Origin of the sequence: Streptomyces sp. NPDC006261, assembly GCF_040613515.1 — a bacterium.
Classification (GTDB): Bacteria; Actinomycetota; Actinomycetes; order Streptomycetales; family Streptomycetaceae; genus Streptomyces.
This window is the reverse complement of record NZ_JBEXSI010000029.1, coordinates 37427-52892: the sequence shown is the minus strand read 5'-3', so window position 1 is coordinate 52892 and position 15466 is coordinate 37427. Positions and strand designations below refer to the sequence as shown.

13 protein-coding genes and 2 tRNA genes are annotated in these 15466 nt (G+C 70.9%); 7 read left to right on the top strand and 8 right to left on the bottom strand.

Annotated features, from left to right (window positions below):
• Window positions 1-253: 253 nt before the first annotated feature.
• Together ABZ154_RS20340 and ABZ154_RS20335 are read right to left on the bottom strand one after the other, a co-directional pair.
• Window positions 254-898 carry an alpha/beta family hydrolase gene (locus ABZ154_RS20340; protein ID WP_356834487.1) on the bottom strand — a complete coding sequence of 215 codons (645 nt, stop codon included), beginning with the start codon at window positions 896-898 and terminating at the stop codon, window positions 254-256.
• Between the two features lie 25 nt (window positions 899-923).
• The gene (locus ABZ154_RS20335) at window positions 924-1739 is read right to left on the bottom strand and encodes an SOS response-associated peptidase (RefSeq protein WP_356834485.1); all 816 of its coding nucleotides are present in this window, start codon (window positions 1737-1739) and stop codon (window positions 924-926) included.
• Window positions 1740-1792: 53 nt separating this feature from the next.
• Between ABZ154_RS20335 and ABZ154_RS20330 the strand changes: the two genes are divergently transcribed.
• The 4 genes from ABZ154_RS20330 to ABZ154_RS20315 all read left to right on the top strand — a co-directional run bounded on the left by ABZ154_RS20330 (window position 1793) and on the right by ABZ154_RS20315 (window position 5467).
• Window positions 1793-2506, top strand: a complete 714-nt coding sequence (locus tag ABZ154_RS20330) for a M50 family metallopeptidase (RefSeq protein ID WP_356834483.1) — start codon at window positions 1793-1795, stop codon at window positions 2504-2506.
• A gap of 127 nt (window positions 2507-2633) precedes the next feature.
• A complete protein-coding gene (gene aroA / locus ABZ154_RS20325) occupies window positions 2634-3974 on the top strand; it encodes a 3-phosphoshikimate 1-carboxyvinyltransferase (RefSeq protein WP_356834481.1) in 1341 nt (446 codons plus the stop codon).
• 3 nt (window positions 3975-3977) lie between these two features.
• Window positions 3978-4994, top strand: a complete 1017-nt coding sequence (rsgA, locus tag ABZ154_RS20320; protein WP_356834479.1) for a ribosome small subunit-dependent GTPase A — start codon at window positions 3978-3980, stop codon at window positions 4992-4994.
• 149 nt (window positions 4995-5143) lie between these two features.
• The gene (locus tag ABZ154_RS20315) at window positions 5144-5467 is read left to right on the top strand and encodes a multidrug efflux SMR transporter (RefSeq protein ID WP_356834477.1); all 324 of its coding nucleotides are present in this window, start codon (window positions 5144-5146) and stop codon (window positions 5465-5467) included.
• Here ABZ154_RS20315 and ABZ154_RS20310 read toward each other — a convergent pair.
• Entirely contained in the window at window positions 5359-5967 is a 609-nt protein-coding gene (locus ABZ154_RS20310) for a TetR/AcrR family transcriptional regulator (RefSeq protein ID WP_356834475.1), read from the bottom strand. The two genes, ABZ154_RS20315 and ABZ154_RS20310, sit on opposite strands and share 109 nt — an antisense overlap.
• Window positions 5968-6096: 129 nt before the next feature.
• On the opposite strand from ABZ154_RS20310, the gene hisN reads away from it, so the two are divergent.
• Together hisN and ABZ154_RS20300 are read left to right on the top strand one after the other, a co-directional pair.
• On the top strand, window positions 6097-6897 hold the full coding sequence (gene hisN / locus ABZ154_RS20305) for a histidinol-phosphatase (RefSeq protein WP_356834473.1): 801 nt from the start codon (window positions 6097-6099) through the stop codon (window positions 6895-6897).
• A gap of 177 nt (window positions 6898-7074) precedes the next feature.
• Entirely contained in the window at window positions 7075-7482 is a 408-nt protein-coding gene (locus tag ABZ154_RS20300) for a CBS domain-containing protein (protein WP_356834471.1), read from the top strand.
• Between the two features lie 63 nt (window positions 7483-7545).
• Here ABZ154_RS20300 and ABZ154_RS20295 read toward each other — a convergent pair whose 3' ends face one another.
• Window positions 7546-9015, bottom strand: coding sequence for a catalase (locus ABZ154_RS20295; protein ID WP_356834469.1), 1470 nt, complete (start codon window positions 9013-9015; stop codon window positions 7546-7548).
• Between the two features lie 145 nt (window positions 9016-9160).
• On the opposite strand from ABZ154_RS20295, the gene ABZ154_RS20290 reads away from it, so the two are divergent.
• Window positions 9161-9580: a Fur family transcriptional regulator gene (locus ABZ154_RS20290; protein WP_356834467.1), complete on the top strand. Its 420-nt coding sequence runs from the start codon at window positions 9161-9163 to the stop codon at window positions 9578-9580.
• Between the two features lie 126 nt (window positions 9581-9706).
• Here ABZ154_RS20290 and ABZ154_RS20285 read toward each other — a convergent pair.
• The 4 genes from ABZ154_RS20285 to ABZ154_RS20270 form a co-directional block, all read right to left on the bottom strand.
• Window positions 9707-9780: transfer RNA gene (locus ABZ154_RS20285), tRNA-Met, on the bottom strand.
• A gap of 84 nt (window positions 9781-9864) precedes the next feature.
• Window positions 9865-12084 carry a tetratricopeptide repeat protein gene (locus ABZ154_RS20280; protein ID WP_356834465.1) on the bottom strand — a complete coding sequence of 740 codons (2220 nt, stop codon included), beginning with the start codon at window positions 12082-12084 and terminating at the stop codon, window positions 9865-9867.
• 210 nt (window positions 12085-12294) lie between these two features.
• Window positions 12295-12368 (bottom strand) — tRNA-Met (locus tag ABZ154_RS20275).
• Between the two features lie 42 nt (window positions 12369-12410).
• Window positions 12411-15395, bottom strand: a complete 2985-nt coding sequence (locus ABZ154_RS20270; protein WP_356834557.1) for a UPF0182 family protein — start codon at window positions 15393-15395, stop codon at window positions 12411-12413.
• Window positions 15396-15466 lie beyond the last annotated feature (71 nt).

Genomic DNA, 15466 nt, shown 5'->3' with positions numbered 1-15466 from the left:
GACCCGCTCGCCTCGGAGAATAGTCGACCTTGCTTGGAGACGGGCTGTCGATCAGCGCCGCCCGTCGGCCGCTCACGGGTGGTCCTCGCCGCAGGCAGCACGGTCCACTCCAGGTCAGCGGCGTTCGAGCGGCTGGGGCAGATGGTCGAACCCATGCGACGGACTCCCTCTCCACGTACGACGTTGTTGTACCGACGTCCCGAACAACAGCGCCCCCGTACGCCGCATTCCCGTGGTCCGTGTCACCTGAGGCTCACCCGAGCGCGGCGAGCCACGTCGCCACCGCGCCGGTGAGGATGTCCATGGCCTGAGCCTCACTCAGCCCGGATTTCCTCGGTACGGCGAAACCGTGGTCGCCGTACGGCACCTCCGCCAGCTCGTACGAGCCGGACGGGAACTCCTCCGGTCGCCCGAACGGGTCGTTGCCGCCCTGGACCACCAGGGTGGGCACGCCCGTGCCCAGCAGCTCGTCCGCCCGGGACTTCTCCGGCTTGCCCGGGGGGTGCAGCGGGAAGCTGAGGGCGAGGACGGCCGCCGCGCCCAGCTCGGCGGCGGTCCGGCAGGCGACCCGGGCCCCGGCGCTGCGGCCTCCGGCGACGACCGGAGGTCCGGGCTCGGCGAGGGCGGGCCACAGCCCGCGCCAGCCGGTGTCCAGGGTCTTCGGGGCGGGGGCCACCTTCTTGCCGGCCACCCGCCAGGGCTGCTCCACCAGTGCGACGGTGACCCCTCGGGCGGGCAGGGCGGCGGCCAGGGCCCTCAGGTCGCGGGCCTCGATGCCGCCGCCCGCCCCGTGGCTCGCGGCCAGCACGAGGCGGGGCTCGGTCGTGGCGGGGAACCAGGTGATCCGGGCCTCACCGGCGTCGGTGGTGACGTTCTGCGTACGTGGTTGACGGCTCACCGCGCCATCCTCTCCCGCCCGCCGCTCAGAACAGCGTCTCCTCCTCCGGCGCGGCCAGCTCCTCCAGCAGTTCCGGCCCGTTGTTGCGGACGTTGCTGACGGCGGTGGCGACCGGGTAGGCGCGCATCAGCCCGCCGGGCGGCGGCTCCAGCAGTGCGCGCAGCTCGTCCACTGCGGTGTGTGAGGGGTCGAGCCAGGTGTCCCAGCGGTCCGGGGTGAGCATGAGCGGCATCCGGGGGTGGATGTCGGCGAGCGCGCCGGGGCCCTCGGCGGGGGCGACGGCCAGGGGTGTGGTCTCGGCCTCGGTGGTGATCACCGAGCACGTCACCCACCAGGCGTTCTCGTGGTCGCCGGGGAGGGTCGCATCGCGCCAGAACTCGTACAGTCCGGCCATCGCGAAGACCGAGGCGTCGGCGGGGGTGACGAAGTAGGGCTGTTTGCGCGCCCGCTTCCTGCCCTTCTTCTCCTCCAGCTGCCGTTCCTCGGCGCCGGTGACCCACTCGTAGTAGCCGTCGGCGGGCAGGATGCAGCGGCGCTGGGCGAAGGCGCGGCGGAAGGACGGCTTCTCGTGCACGGTCTCCGCGCGGGCGTTGATCATCCGGGCCGCGCCCTCGGGGGTCTTGGACCAAGAGGGCACGAGCCCCCACTTCAGCGTCCGCAACTGGCGAACCGGACGCTGATCGTCCGCGTCCTTCACAGGACGCTCCAGCACGACGTGGACCTCTTTGGTCGGCGCCACGTTCCAGTCCGGCTCCAGGGTCTCGGTGGGTTCCCACTTCTCGACCCCGAAGAGTCCGGTCAGGTCCTCGGGTTTCCGACTGGCTGCAAACCGTCCGCACATAAGTGCCAGACTGCCACGACCGCCCGCCCCTGCCGCAAGGAGTCGCCCGGCCGATGAACAGCACCGAACTGGGCGATCTGTGGGATCGCCTCACGGGCACCCAGCCCGCACCCGAGCAGTGGCTGGTGGTGGCGACGGCCGCCCTGGCGCTCATCGCCGTCGTACCGAACCCGATATGGCGCCTGGCGCGCAACACCATCACCATCGCCCACGAGGGCGGCCACGGCCTGGTGGCCCTGCTCACCGGGCGCCAGCTGTCGGGCATCCGGCTGCACTCGGACACCAGCGGGCTGACCGTGAGCCGCGGCAAGCCGACGGGGATCGGCATGATCCTCACCGCCGCGTCCGGCTACACGGCCCCCTCGCTGCTGGGTCTGGGCGGTGCCTGGCTGCTGACCAACGGCCGGATCACGCTGCTTCTGTGGATCGCGACGGCGCTGCTCGCGGCGATGCTGGTGATGATCCGCAATGTGTACGGGGCGCTCACCGTCATCCTGACCGGTACGGCGTTCCTGCTGGTGTCCTGGCTGACCTCGTCGGACGTGCAGTCGGCGTTCGCGTACGCAGTGGTCTGGTTCCTGCTGCTGGGCGGGGTGCGGCCGCCCTTCGAGCTCCAGTCCAAGCGGCGCTTCGGGGGCGCCCCGGACTCCGACGCGGACCAGCTGGCCCGGTTGACCCTCGCCCCGGCGGCGCTGTGGCTCTTCCTCTTCCACGCGGTGTCGCTGTGCTCGCTGACCGGCGGCGGGCGCTGGCTGCTGGGCTGGTGAGATCCGGAGGAGATCGGAGGGGCTCCGGAGGGGGCGAGCTACGATCCGTACCATTGTGTCGTTACGGGTGGTTTCCGCCCTTTTGCTGACGAACCGGGATGGGCACGGAGCCACTAAAGTAAGGGCCATGACCGAGAGTTCCGTGCACCCCGCCCTCTGGCCCGCACCTCACGCGAGTGGAGCCGTCGACGCGACCGTCACCGTGCCCGGCTCCAAATCGGTCACCAACCGGGCGCTCGTGCTGGCTTCCCTGGCCTCCGAGCCGGGCTGGCTCCGCCGCCCGCTCCGCTCCCGCGACACCCTGCTGATGGCCGAGGCGCTGCGCGCGATGGGCGTCCGCATCGAGGAGACCATCTCCTCCAGCTCCACCGCGGCGGGCGAGCCCGACGGCTCCGGCGAGGCCTGGCGGGTCATCCCGGCGGGGCTGCACGGCCCGGTCACCGTCGACGTCGGCAACGCCGGCACCGTCATGCGTTTCCTGCCGCCCGTCGCCGCGCTGGCGGACGGGCCGGTCCACTTCGACGGCGACCCCCGTTCTTACGAGCGGCCGCTGACCGGCGTGATCGAGGGGCTGCGGGCGCTGGGCGCGCGGATCGAGGACGACGGGCGCGGTGCGCTGCCGTTGACCGTGCACGGCGGCGGGGCGCTCGACGGCGGCCCGGTGGCGATCGACGCGTCGTCGTCCTCGCAGTTCGTCTCGGCACTGCTGCTGTCGGGGCCGCGCTTCAACCAGGGCGTGGAGGTCCGGCACACCGGCTCCGTCCTCCCCTCGATGCCGCACATCCGGATGACCGTCGACATGCTGCGGGCCGTCGGCGCGCAGGTGGACGAGCCGGAGACGGGGGGCGAGCCGAACCTGTGGCGGGTCTCGCCCTCAGCGCTGCTCGGCCGGGACCTGACGATCGAGCCCGATCTCTCCAACGCCCAGCCGTTCCTGGCCGCCGCGCTGGTGACCGGGGGCAAGGTCACCATCCCCGACTGGCCCGAGCGGACCACCCAGCCGGGTGACGCCCTGCGGGAGATCTTCACCGCGATGGGTGGCAGCTGTGAGCTGACCGAGCGCGGTCTGACCTTCACCGGTACGGGCCGGATCCACGGCATCGACGTGGACCTCGGCGAGGTCGGCGAGCTGACCCCGGGCATCGCGGCGGTCGCGGCGCTGGCCGACTCCCCCTCCACACTGAGCGGCGTCGCCCATCTGCGGCTGCACGAGACGGACCGGCTGGCCGCTCTCACCAAGGAGATCAACGAGCTGGGCGGCGACGTCACCGAGACGGCCGACGGGCTGCACATCCGCCCGCGCCCCCTCCACGGCGGTGTCTTCCACACGTACGACGACCACCGCATGGCCACCGCCGGGGCGATCATCGGCCTCGCGGTCAAGGGCGTGGAGATCGAGAACGTGGGCACGACCGCCAAGACCCTGCCGGACTTCCCGGACATGTGGACCGGAATGCTCGGGGTCTAGAACATGCGCCGCTACGGGAAGAACCCCGACGAGGACGACATCCGCGTCCGCCCCAACCGCAAGGGCAACCGGCCGCGTACACACATCCGGCCCAAGCACGAGGACGCCGAGGACGGCATGGTCCTCACCGTCGACCGGGGCCGGCTCACCTGCCTCGTCGACGGCCGGACCGTGGTGGCGATGAAGGCCCGCGAGCTGGGACGCAAGGCCGCCGTGGTGGGCGACACCGTCTCCATCGTCGGGGACCTGTCCGGCGAGAAGGACACCCTGGCCAGGATCGTTCGCATCGCCTCGCGCCGTACGGTGCTGCGCCGCACGGCCGACGACGACGATCCGTACGAGCGCGTGGTCGTCGCCAACGCCGACCAGCTGGCGATCGTCACCGCGCTGGCCGACCCGGAGCCGCGCCCGCGCATGATCGACCGCTGTCTGGTCGCGGCGTACGACGGCGGCCTCACCCCGCTGCTGGTGCTGACCAAGTCCGACCTGGCGTCGCCGGACAAGCTGCTGGAGGCGTACACCCCGCTCGGCGTCCCGTACATCGTGACCAACCGCGAGGAGCTGGAGAACGGCGGCGCGGCGGACCGGGTGCGCGAGCAGCTGGACGGCAGGATCACCGCCTTCGTGGGCCACTCCGGGGTCGGTAAGACCACGCTGGTCAACGCCCTGGTGCCGAAGGACAGGCGGCGGACCACCGGCATCGTCAACGCGGTCACCGGCCGCGGTCGGCACACCACCACCTCCGCGCTCGCCCTGCCCCTGCCCGACGGCCGCGGCTGGGTCGTCGACACCCCCGGCGTACGGTCGTTCGGGCTGCACCACGTCGACCCGTCGCGCGTGATCAACGCCTTCCCCGACCTCCAGCCCGGCACCGAGAACTGCCCGCGCGGCTGCACCCACGACGCGGACCAGCCGGAGTGCGCGCTGGCCGCCTGGGTGGCCGAGGGACACGCGGATCCGGCACGGCTCGACTCCCTGCGCCGGTTGCTCTCGACCCGCGAACGGCGCGAGGGCGACTGAGACGGTCCGGCCGACGGCTGACCCGGGCCGGCTGCGGAGTGGCTGTATCCGGCCGGTGTGCCACGGCATGTTTGCCAGTTTCAACGATTGGTAAAGGCATAATCGCACCGTGCGGGATCAACCCGTCACCCTTCAGGAGGCAACGGACGATGGCATGGCTACTGGTCGTGGTCGCCGGGCTGCTGGAGACCGGTTTCGCCGTCTGTCTGAAGCTCTCGCACGGCTTCACCCGGCTCTGGCCGACCATCGCGTTCGCCGCTTTCGCCCTGGGCAGTTTCGGCCTTCTGACGATGGCTCTGAAGAAGCTGGACGTCGGACCGGCGTACGCGGTGTGGACCGGCATCGGCGCGGCGGGGACGGCGATCTACGGCATGGTCTTCCTCGATGACGTCGTCTCGACGCTGAAGCTCGTGTCGATCTCGCTGGTGATCATCGGAGTGATCGGGCTCCAGCTGTCCGGCTCCACGCACTGACTCCCGGCACCGCCGGGCGGGCACGGCACGATCATGTAGGAGAGCGCGAGGCGGAGGGCGAGCTCGCAGCGTCTCGCGACGACCGGGCGCGAAGCGTCCTGGTGCGCGGCGTCCACCATGCGGTCCCTGGCCAGCCCGAGCAGCTGGGCGGGGCCCGGGATATCGCGGCCCGGGCGGGGCAGCCCCTCGCTCCAGAGCCCGGTGAGCAGCCCCTTGACCAGCGGGTCCGCCTCCGCGGCCCGTACGGTCCAGCGCGCGACGGCGGCCGGATGCTCCGGCGTGGGAGCCGTCAGTGCGCGGTCCACGCCGGTCAGATAGCCGTCGGCGGCCTGTCGCAGCAGGGCGGCGCCCAGGCCTCCCTTGGTGCCGAACTCGTTGTAGAGGGTCTGCCGGGAGACGCCGGCCAGAGCCGCGACGTCGACCATCCGCACCGTGCGCCAGGGCCGGTCGGCGAGCGCCCTGAGGGCGGCGTCCAGCAGGGCTTCTCGCGCTGTCGGCATCGCCGCCTCCCACGCCAGGGGTCTGCGGTTAAGAGTTGAGGCGCTCATGGCGACTGTCAAGGGCCCGCGTAGAGCCGGTGGGCCGGGGGCCGGTGGCTCCTCCCCCGTACGGCTGGATACTGTGACGGCATGCCCGACTACCACGATGATCTGCGCCTCGCCCATGTTCTGGCGGACGCCGCCGACGCGGCGACCATGGACCGGTTCAAGGCTCTCGACCTGAAGGTGGAGACCAAGCCGGACATGACCCCGGTGAGCGAGGCCGACAAGGCCGCCGAGGAGCTGATCCGTGGCCATCTGCACCGGGCCCGCCCACGCGACGCGATTCTGGGCGAGGAGTACGGGGTCGAAGGCACCGGGCCGCGGCGCTGGGTGATCGACCCGATCGACGGCACCAAGAACTACGTCCGCGGCGTGCCGGTGTGGGCGACGCTGATCTCCCTGATGGAGGCCGGGGAGAACGGGTTCCAGCCGGTGGTCGGAGTGGTCTCCGCGCCGGCGCTGAGCCGGCGCTGGTGGGCGGCGAAGGGCGCCGGCGCGTTCTCCGGGCGCAGCCTCACCTCCGCGACCCGGCTGCACGTGTCGAAGGTGGAGACGGTCGCGGACTCGTCGTTCGCGTTCTCCTCGCTGAGCGGCTGGGAGGAGCAGGGCCGCCTGGACGGCTTCCTCGACCTGACCCGGGCCTGCTGGCGGACGCGGGGGTACGGGGACTTCTGGCCGTACATGATGGTCGCCGAGGGTTCCGTGGACATCTGCGCGGAGCCGGAGCTCTCGCTCTGGGACATGGCGGCGAACGCGATCATCGTCCAGGAGGCGGGCGGCCGGTTCACCGATCTGGACGGCGCCGACGGGCCCGGCGGCGCCAACGGGGCCGCGTCGAACGGCCTGCTCCACGACGAGCTGCTGGGCTACCTCAACCAGCGCTACTGAGACCCTCTGCCGGCCGACCGGGCGCCTGGGGAGCGCGGCGCTCGCTCACGCACTCCCCGGTGCGCGCCCGGTCCGCCCCTTGTCGGCCCGCCTCAGGGGTGCGACTCTGAGGGTCCCCCACTTGTGAACTTGTGAATCGACTCACAGAGTCGGCGCACCGAGGAGGTGGCTCGTTCCATGCTCGTTCGTGACGCCATGAGCACGGTGGTCCTCACCATCGGCCCCACCCACACGCTCCGCCAGGCCGCCCGGCTGATGTCGGCCCGCCGCATCGGGGCGGCCGTCGTCCACGACCCGGACAACTGCGGGCTCGGGATCATCACCGAGCGCGACATCCTCAACGCGATCGGGTCGGGTCAGAACCCCGATCTGGAGACCGCGTCCGCCCACACCACCACCGACGTGGTGTTCGCCGCCTCGGCCTGGACCCTGGAGGAGGCCGCGGAAGCCATGACGCACGGCGGGTTCCGGCACCTGATCGTGCTGGACGCCACGGGCCCGGTGGGCATCGTGTCGGTGCGCGACATCATCCGCTGCTGGGCGCCCACCCGTCGCCGTACGGTGGCGGCCGCCGGGTCGGCGTAGAACGGCCGATGGGCCGGATCCCCGCGAAGGGGAGCCGGCCCATCCTCGACGGCAAGCGTCAGGTCAGCCGCGAAGGGCCTGGACCGCGGCTTCCAGCCGCTTGCCGAAGTCACCGTCCGCCTGGCGGAAGTTGTTGATCGCCCGCTCGGCGATGTCGTCGCGCGAGACCTGGGCGATGAACCCGGCGAGGTTGTCGATCAGCCGGGCCTTCTCGTCCTCGGAGAAGAGCCGGTAGAGGTCGCCGGCCTGCACGAAGTCGTCGTCCTCGGCGTGGCTGGGGGCTTCGTGGTTGCCGGTGCCACCGGTGACGGGGGTGGACTGCCAGAGCGGGCGGTCCGTCTGGACGGGGCCGCCGAAGCTGTTCGGCTCGTAGTTCTTGGTGCCCTGGTGACGGCCGTCGTAGAGGTAGCCGTCCCGGCTGTTGGTGCGTGCCTCGGTGGCGTGCGGGCGGTTCACCGGCAGGTGGTCGGCGTTGATGCCGACGCGGTAGCGGTGGGCGTCGCCGTACGCGAAGAGGCGGCCCTGGAGCATCTTGTCCGGGGACGGGCCGATACCCGGCACGAAGTGCGCGGGACTGAAGATCGACTGCTCGACCTCGGCGAAGATGTTCTCCGGGTTGCGGTTGAGCTCCAGCTTGCCGATCTCGATCGGCGGGTAGTCCGCGTGCGGCCACACCTTGGTGAGGTCGAAGGGGTTGAAGCGGTATGTCGCGGCATCCGCCGCCGGCATGATCTGGACCTGCACCGTCCAGGACGGGAAGTCACCGCGCTCGATCGACTCACGCAGGTCACGCTGGTGGCTGTCAGGGTCGACGCCGGAGAGCCGGACGGCCTCCTCCGTGGTGAGGTTCTTGATCCCCTGGTCGGTCTTGAAGTGGTACTTGACCCAGAAGACCTCGCCGGCCTCGTTGTTCCACTGGAAGGTGTGCGAGCCGTACCCGTTCATGTGGCGCAGCGTGGCCGGGATACCCCGGTCGCCGAAGAGCCAGGTCACCTGGTGCGTCGACTCGGGCGACAGACCCCAGAAGTCCCAGACGTTGTCCGCCTCCTGCGAGCCGGTGTACGGGTCGCGCTTCTGGGTGTGGATGAAGTCGGGGAACTTGATGGCGTCCTTGATGAAGAACACCGGGGTGTTGTTGCCGACGAGGTCGTAGTTGCCCTCTTCGGTGTAGAACTTCAGCGCGAAGCCGCGCGGGTCGCGCACGGCGTCGGCGGAGCCGAGGTTGCCGGCGACGGTGGAGAAGCGCAGGAACGTCTCGGTCTGCTTGCCGACCTCGGAGAGGAATTTCGCCCGGGTCCACTGCGACACGTCGCGGGTCAGGGTGAAGGTGCCGTATGCGCCGGCGCCGCGGGCGTGCACGACGCGCTCCGGGATGCGCTCCCGGTTGAAGTGGGCGAGCTTCTCCAGCAGCGCCTGGTCCTGGACGAGAACCGGACCGCCGACGCCCGCGGTCTCGCTGTTCTGGTTGTCCGCGACCGGAGCCCCGGCTTCCGTGGTGAGCGGTCCCTGCGTCACGTGCGCCTCCTGCGTCATGTTCTGTACAGCCTTCTGTTTCCTGTACAGCCTGTCCCTTGGCTAATGCCGCTCTCGATCCTACAATGGACAATGTCTAAGTCAAGTGAACATCCAAAATCACACCCGATCGGGACTCGCTCCCTCCACTGTTAGGCTGGGCTCCATGAGCGACCTGTTGGAACGACTCCGTGGACGCGGCTGGCGCATGACGGCGCAGCGGCGTGTCGTGGCCGAGGTCCTCGACGGGGACCACGTGCACCTGACGGCTGACGAGGTCCACGCGAGGGCCGTCGACAGGCTGCCCGAGATCTCGCGCGCCACCGTCTACAACACCCTCGGCGAGATGGTGTCCCTCGGTGAGGTGCTGGAGGTCTCCACCGACCGCCGGGCGAAGCGGTACGACCCGAACGCGCACCGCCCGCACCACCACCTGATCTGCGGCCGGTGCGGCGCCATCCGCGATGTGCACCCGGCGGGCAACCCGCTGGCGGACCTCCCGGCGGACGAGCGCTACGGCTTCACGGTCTCCGGCGTCGAGGTGACGTACCGGGGGCTGTGTCCGAGCTGCGCCGCCACAGCGTGAGCACGACCTGAGCACGCCGGGCCCGTCTCCTGTGAGACGGGCCCGGCTTTTTCGTTCCCGGGCTCGTCATCCCGGACATGACGAAGGCCCGGATCTCCAGTCGAGATCCGGGCCTTCGTTTTTCAGTAGCGGGGACAGGATTTGAACCTGCGACCTCTGGGTTATGAGCCCAGCGAGCTACCGAGCTGCTCCACCCCGCGTCGGTGAATGCAACATTACGTCAGCAGGTCGAACGGCGCAAATTCATTCACACCGGCCTCCGGGAGGCCGGCCCGTCCTTGCCCTCAGGCGGTGAGTTCCTGGTGCAGCGCGTCGCGCAGCCGGGCCGCCCGCTCGGCCACCTCGGCCGGGCCCAGCTCCACGGCCCGCGCACACCAGCGCTGGCCCTCGGTGAGCTCGCCCCGGCGGGCGGCGAGCAGGGCCAGACGCAGCGCGGCCCGCCCGTGACCGGCGTTGGCGGCACGGCTCCACCAGAGGGCGGCCTCCCGCTCGCTGCCCTCACGGGCGAGGAGCAGCCCCAGATTGAAGGCGCCGTTACGGCTGCCCGCCTCGGCGGCCTCCCGGTACCAGTGGGCGGCGCTCTCCACGTCCCCGCGCGCGGCGGCGAGCATGCCGACCCGGACCTGGGCGCGGCGGTGGCCCTGCTGGGCGGCCCGCTCGTACCACTCCTCGCACTCGGTCTTCTCCGGCATCGGCTCGCCCAGCGCGGGCGGGCCCGGCGGCGGCTGGCGGGCGTCGAGCACCCCGGCCAGCCGGAACGCCGCCTCGGCGCTGCCGCCGCCCGCGGCGCAGCGCAGATGACGCTCGGCCTCCCGGTCCTCGCCGTCACGCAGCAGGGCCATGGCGACCTGGAGCGCGGCGTCTGTGTGCCCGGCCGCCGCCGCACGCTGGTACCAGCCCAGCGCCGTACGGTCCTCGTCGCGCCCGGCGTGCAGGATGCCGAGGTTGAAGGCGGCGTCCACGCTGCCCGCCTCGGCCGCCTTGGAGAACCAGGGCTCGGCGCCGGTGTGGTCCCCGGCCTGGAGGAGCAGCACGGCGAGCGCGTTGGCGGCCTCGCGGTGACCGGCGTAGGCGGCGCGGCGGTACCACTGCTCGGCCTGCGGCGTACGGTCCTGGGCGGCGCAGAGCAGCCCGAGGTTGTACGCCCCGTTGACGTCACCGGCGTCCATGGCGGCCCGGTACCAGCGCTCGGCGGTCTGCTGCTCGCCGCGCGCCGCGTGGAGGGCGCCCAGCGCGTTGGCCGCGTTGCCGTCGCCGTCCTGGGCGGCGCGCAGCCACCACACCGCCGCGCTCTCCTCGTCGCCCGCGTCACGCAGCAGGAAGCCCAGCGCACAGGCGGCGCGGGCCTCGCCGTCCTTGGCCGCGGTGAGGTACCAGCGGCCCGCCTCCTTGAGCTCGCCGCGCTGCTCCAGGATCGCGCCGAGGTGCAGGGCGGCACGGCGGTGTCCCCGGGCGGCGGCACGGCGGTACCACTGCTCGGCCTCCCCGACCCGGCCCGCGGCGGGACCGGCCACCGGGCTGTCGCCGCCGGCTCCGCCCTTCGCGCTCTCCCCACCCTTCGCATCACCCCGCGCGCCCGTGGTCAGGGCGTCGGGGGCGGCCGGGCCGACGGGGAGGCCGAGGCCGCTCCGGCCCGCGCCCCGGCCCAGGCCGAAGGCGTCGTGCGGGTCCTCGACCGCGTTCCGCTCCAGGGCGCGGGCCAGCCGGTAGGCGGCCTCCCGGTGGCCCTGCTCGGCGGCGGCGCGCAGCCACCGCTCGGCACCGATGTCGCCCCGGTGCTCCAGGAGGTCGGCCAGCGCGTAGGCGCCCAGCGCGTGGCCCTGCTCGGCGGACTGGCGCAGCCAGTATTCGGCACCCGGCTCGTCCCCGCGCTCGCGGAAGTGGCGGCCCAGCGCGTGCGCGGCGGCGGCGGATCCGGCCACCGCGGCGATCCGCCACCAGCCGGCGGCCTCGTCCGGGTAGCCCCGCTGGTGCAGCAGGACGCCCAGGTTGTTGGCGGCGGCCCGGTCGCCGTCGGCGGTGGCGGCGCGGAGATAGGTCTCGGCGCCGTCCAGCTCCCCGCGGCGCAGGAGCAGGGCGCCCAGCACGCTCATGGACGCGGTGTCCCCGGCCTCGGCGGCCCGGCGGTGGCGCGCCTCGGCCTCGGCACTGTCCGCCGCGTCAATGGCGTCCGTGGTGCCCGCGTCGGCGTCCGCGGCGCCCGCGTCCGGCCTGGTCAGGCCCGTGGCGCCGGTGGCGTGCACGACGTCCCCGCCCACGTGGCCCACCGTCGCGGTGGTCTCGCTCGTGGTACGCCTCCTGCCCCGGACCGGCGCCGCGACGGCGGGTCCTGCTTCACCGGCGGTGGTGGCGTCCCGTGGTCCGAGTGTGCTCGCGCCCGCTCCGGCCGCCCCGGCGATGACGGCAGCGAAGGCCGCATCTGCCGCCTTGTCCGCCTTCTGGCCGCGCCGCTGCACAAACCGCCCTGTCTCCAACAGAGTTGCCCTGTCCCCCATAAATACCATCGTCGCACCACCTGTAACCCGCGTACACCTGGTATATCGCGGCCAGTGAGGTCACTTCAGCGTTTTGTCGACATGCCCACAGAGAGACAAGTCAAACACGTCGGGACCCAACTGGTGCCCAGCGAACCGCACTTCACGCCCACGGAACAAGAAAGACACGACGGCACGACGAAGGCCCGGATCCATAGGATCCGGGCCCTTGTCCTTCAGTAGCGGGGACAGGATTTGAACCTGCGACCTCTGGGTTATGAGCCCAGCGAGCTACCGAGCTGCTCCACCCCGCGTCGTTGTGTTCAAACCGTACCACGACGCGGGGTGGCGCTTTCTCAGGTGCCCTGGTCGCCGCCCTGCTCGGTCCCGTCGCCCTCATCGGGCTTCTCGTCAGGCTTCTTGGCCGGGTCGGCTCCGTCGTTCTTCTCCGGCACGTCGGCCTTGTCGCCCTCGGCTCCGCCCTTGGGCTGAGCCGAGGCCGCCCGCTCCAGAGCTTCCTGGAGCGCGTCCTGGGCCTTGCCGTAGGCGGGCCAGTCCTGCTCCTTCAGCGCCGCCTCGCCGTCGTTGTACGCCTTCTGGGCGTCCGCGATGGCCTTCTTGAGAGCGTCACTGCCGGTGGCCGGCGGCTTGGTGGTGTCACCCGGCGGCTCACTGGGGTCGGGCGGTGTGGTGTCGGCGTCGCCGTCGGCCCCGAAGACCGCGTTGAGGGCGTCTCCCAGGTTGTTCTCGAAGACGATCTTCGAACCGTACGAGGCGGCCACCTTGCGCAGCAGCGGGTAGTTCTGCGTGCCACCGCGCGTGTAGACCGGCTCGATGTAGAGGAAGCCGCCTTCGAGCGGCACCGTCAGCAGGTTGCCGTACTCGATGTCGGAGTCCGTGCCCTTGAGGTTCCTCACGAACTCGGCGACGTCGTCGTTGCCGTTGAGCTCACTCTGTACCTGGCCCGGACCCTTCACCGTGGAGGTGACCCGCAGCAGTCTCATCGTGCCATAGTCCTTGCTGGCCGCGTCCGCGTTCACCGCCATGAAGGCGCCGAGGTTCGGGCGCCCCCTCGGGGTGAACGTGGTGGTCAGCGAGAACGCCTGCTGGTCCTGGCCCGGCATCTTCATGGACAGGTAGTACGGCGGGACGGAACCCGGCTCCTTGTTCGTCGGGTCGTCCGGCACCTGCCACGCGTCGGAGCCGCTGTAGAACTGCGCGGGGTCCTCGACGTGGTAGCGGGTGAGCAGCTCACGCTGGACCTTGAAGAGGTCCTGCGGGTACCGCAGGTGGTCCATGAGTGTCTGCGGGATCTTCGACCGGGCCTCCACCGTGCCCGGGAACGCCTTGCGCCAGGTCTTGAGGACCGGGTCCTTGGTGTCCCACTCGTAGAGCTTGACCTTGCCGTCGTACGCGTCGACGGTGGCCTTCACCGAGTTGCGGATGTAGTTGACCTGGTTCTGCTGGGCGACGACCGCGCGCTGGTTGGTGGTCAGCGAGTCGGCCGTGGTGTCGCCGAGCGTCGTCCGCGAGGCGTACGGGTAGCCGTTCGTCGTGGTGTAGGCGTCGACGATCCACTGGATCCGGCCGTCGACGACCGCCGGGTAGGCGTCGCCGTCGATGGTCAGCCACGGGGCGACCGCCTCGACGCGCTCCTTGGGCGTGCGGTTGTACAGGATCCGCGAGCCGTCACCGATGGCTCCCGAGTACATGATCTGCGGCTCGCTGAACGAGACCGCGTACGCGGCGCGGTTGAAGGTGTTGGAGAGGCTGACCCCGCTGTCGCCCTTGTAGCTGGTGGTCTTCTCGCCGTCCTCCTCGTAGTCGAGCTCCTTCTGGGGCCCGCCGACGATGGAGTACTGCTCGGTCTTCTCGCCGTAGTAGATCCGCTGCTCGTACTTCCCGAACTCACCGGTGGACGGCAGACCCGACTCGGTGAAGTCCGGGGACCCCGTCGGGTTGGTGCCGGTGGTGGTGCCGCGGGCCGCGATGGCGCCGTAGCCGTGGGTGTACGTGAAGTGGTCGTTGATCCAGTTCCGCTTGGGCAGGCCCTGGATGTTCAGCTCGCGCAGGCCGATGACGGTGTCCTGCTCCTTGCCGTCCTTGCCCTTGTAGCGGTCGACGTCCAGCGTCTTGGGGAACTGGTAGTAGTTCCTGCGCTGCTGGAGCTGTTGGAAGGCCGGGGAGACGACGTTGGGGTCCATCACGCGGTAGCTGGCGGCCGTGTTGGCGGCGGCCCGCAGTTTGGTGTCGTCGCCCGTGGTGGCCTGGCCCGCGTAGTCCTCCATCACCGCGTCGTCGATGTCGTACGCATCGCGTGTCGCGTCGATGTTCTTCTGGATGAACGGCGCTTCCTTGGCCTGCTCGTTCGGCTGGACCTGGAACTTCTGCACGATCGCCGGGTAGAGCCCGCCGATCAGGATCGCCGAGAGCACCATCAGGCCGAAGCCGATGACCGGCAGCTGCCAGGTGCGGCGCCACAGCGTCGCGAAGAACAGCACGGCACAGATCGCCGCGATGAAGAACAGGATGGTCTTCGCCGGGAGATAGGCGTTCGCGTCGACGTACCGCAGGCCCGTCCAGTTGTCCGCGGCCTTGAAGTCACTGGACTTCACCGCGAGACCGTACCGGTCGAGCCAGTAGGCCACGGCCTTCAGGGAGACGAAGATGCCGAGCAGCACCGAGAGGTGGCCGGTGGCCGCGCCGGTGGCACGGGCGCCAGGGCTGGTGATGCGCAGCCCGCCGTACAGGTAGTGGGTCAGGGCTGCGGCGATCAGCGAGAGCACGGTCGCCGCGAAGCCGAAGCCCAGCAGGAAGCGGTACCACGGGAGGTCGAAGGCGTAGAAGGCGACGTCCAGCTTGAACTGGGGGTCCTTCGTACCGAACGGCACGCCGTTGACGTACATCAGCCACGTGCGCCACTGGCCGGAGGCGGATGCCCCGGCGATCAGTCCGACGAGCGCGGTGACGGCGAGCAGCACCCACTTCTTGAAAGGGGCGACGCTCATGCGGTAGCGGTCCAGGCTCTGCTGCTCCAGCGACATCGCGCTCAGCGGCGGCCGGAGCCGGTGCGCGAGCCAGATGTTCACGCCGATGGCCAGGGCCATCAGCAGTCCGAAGACGAGGAACAGCCCGATCTTGGTCCACAGGGTGGTGGTGAAGACGGAGGAATACGCGACCGACCGGTACCAGAGCCAGTCCGTCCAGAACCCGGCGAACATGACGAAGGCCATGGCGAGAACCGCCAGGACCCCCAAGGTCATGAGCAGGGTGCGGACGCGCCGGGACGGGCGGCCGACACTGATCCGTGGCCCGGTCGGGCCTCCGCCGCGGTCCGGCATCTGGAAAGCCAACGTGCGCACCTCGAAGTTCGCGGTCGTGTGGAGCGGGCCCAGCGGTCCTAGAACCCACC

Excerpts from the sequence above, each read along its gene's own strand:
- ABZ154_RS20335 (WP_356834485.1), bottom strand. The coding sequence starts at position 1,739 with ATGTGCGGACGGTTTGCAGCCAGTCGGAAACCCGAGGACCTGACCGGA.
- ABZ154_RS20330 (WP_356834483.1), top strand. The coding sequence starts at position 1,793 with ATGAACAGCACCGAACTGGGCGATCTGTGGGATCGCCTCACGGGCACC.
- aroA (WP_356834481.1), top strand. The coding sequence starts at position 2,634 with ATGACCGAGAGTTCCGTGCACCCCGCCCTCTGGCCCGCACCTCACGCG.
- rsgA (WP_356834479.1), top strand. The coding sequence starts at position 3,978 with ATGCGCCGCTACGGGAAGAACCCCGACGAGGACGACATCCGCGTCCGC.
- ABZ154_RS20315 (WP_356834477.1), top strand. The coding sequence starts at position 5,144 with ATGGCATGGCTACTGGTCGTGGTCGCCGGGCTGCTGGAGACCGGTTTC.
- ABZ154_RS20310 (WP_356834475.1), bottom strand. The coding sequence starts at position 5,967 with ATGCCGACAGCGCGAGAAGCCCTGCTGGACGCCGCCCTCAGGGCGCTC.
- hisN (WP_356834473.1), top strand. The coding sequence starts at position 6,097 with ATGCCCGACTACCACGATGATCTGCGCCTCGCCCATGTTCTGGCGGAC.
- ABZ154_RS20300 (WP_356834471.1), top strand. The coding sequence starts at position 7,075 with ATGCTCGTTCGTGACGCCATGAGCACGGTGGTCCTCACCATCGGCCCC.
- ABZ154_RS20295 (WP_356834469.1), bottom strand. The coding sequence starts at position 9,015 with ATGACGCAGGAGGCGCACGTGACGCAGGGACCGCTCACCACGGAAGCC.
- ABZ154_RS20290 (WP_356834467.1), top strand. The coding sequence starts at position 9,161 with ATGAGCGACCTGTTGGAACGACTCCGTGGACGCGGCTGGCGCATGACG.
- ABZ154_RS20280 (WP_356834465.1), bottom strand. The coding sequence starts at position 12,084 with ATGGTATTTATGGGGGACAGGGCAACTCTGTTGGAGACAGGGCGGTTT.
- ABZ154_RS20270 (WP_356834557.1), bottom strand. The coding sequence starts at position 15,395 with ATGCCGGACCGCGGCGGAGGCCCGACCGGGCCACGGATCAGTGTCGGC.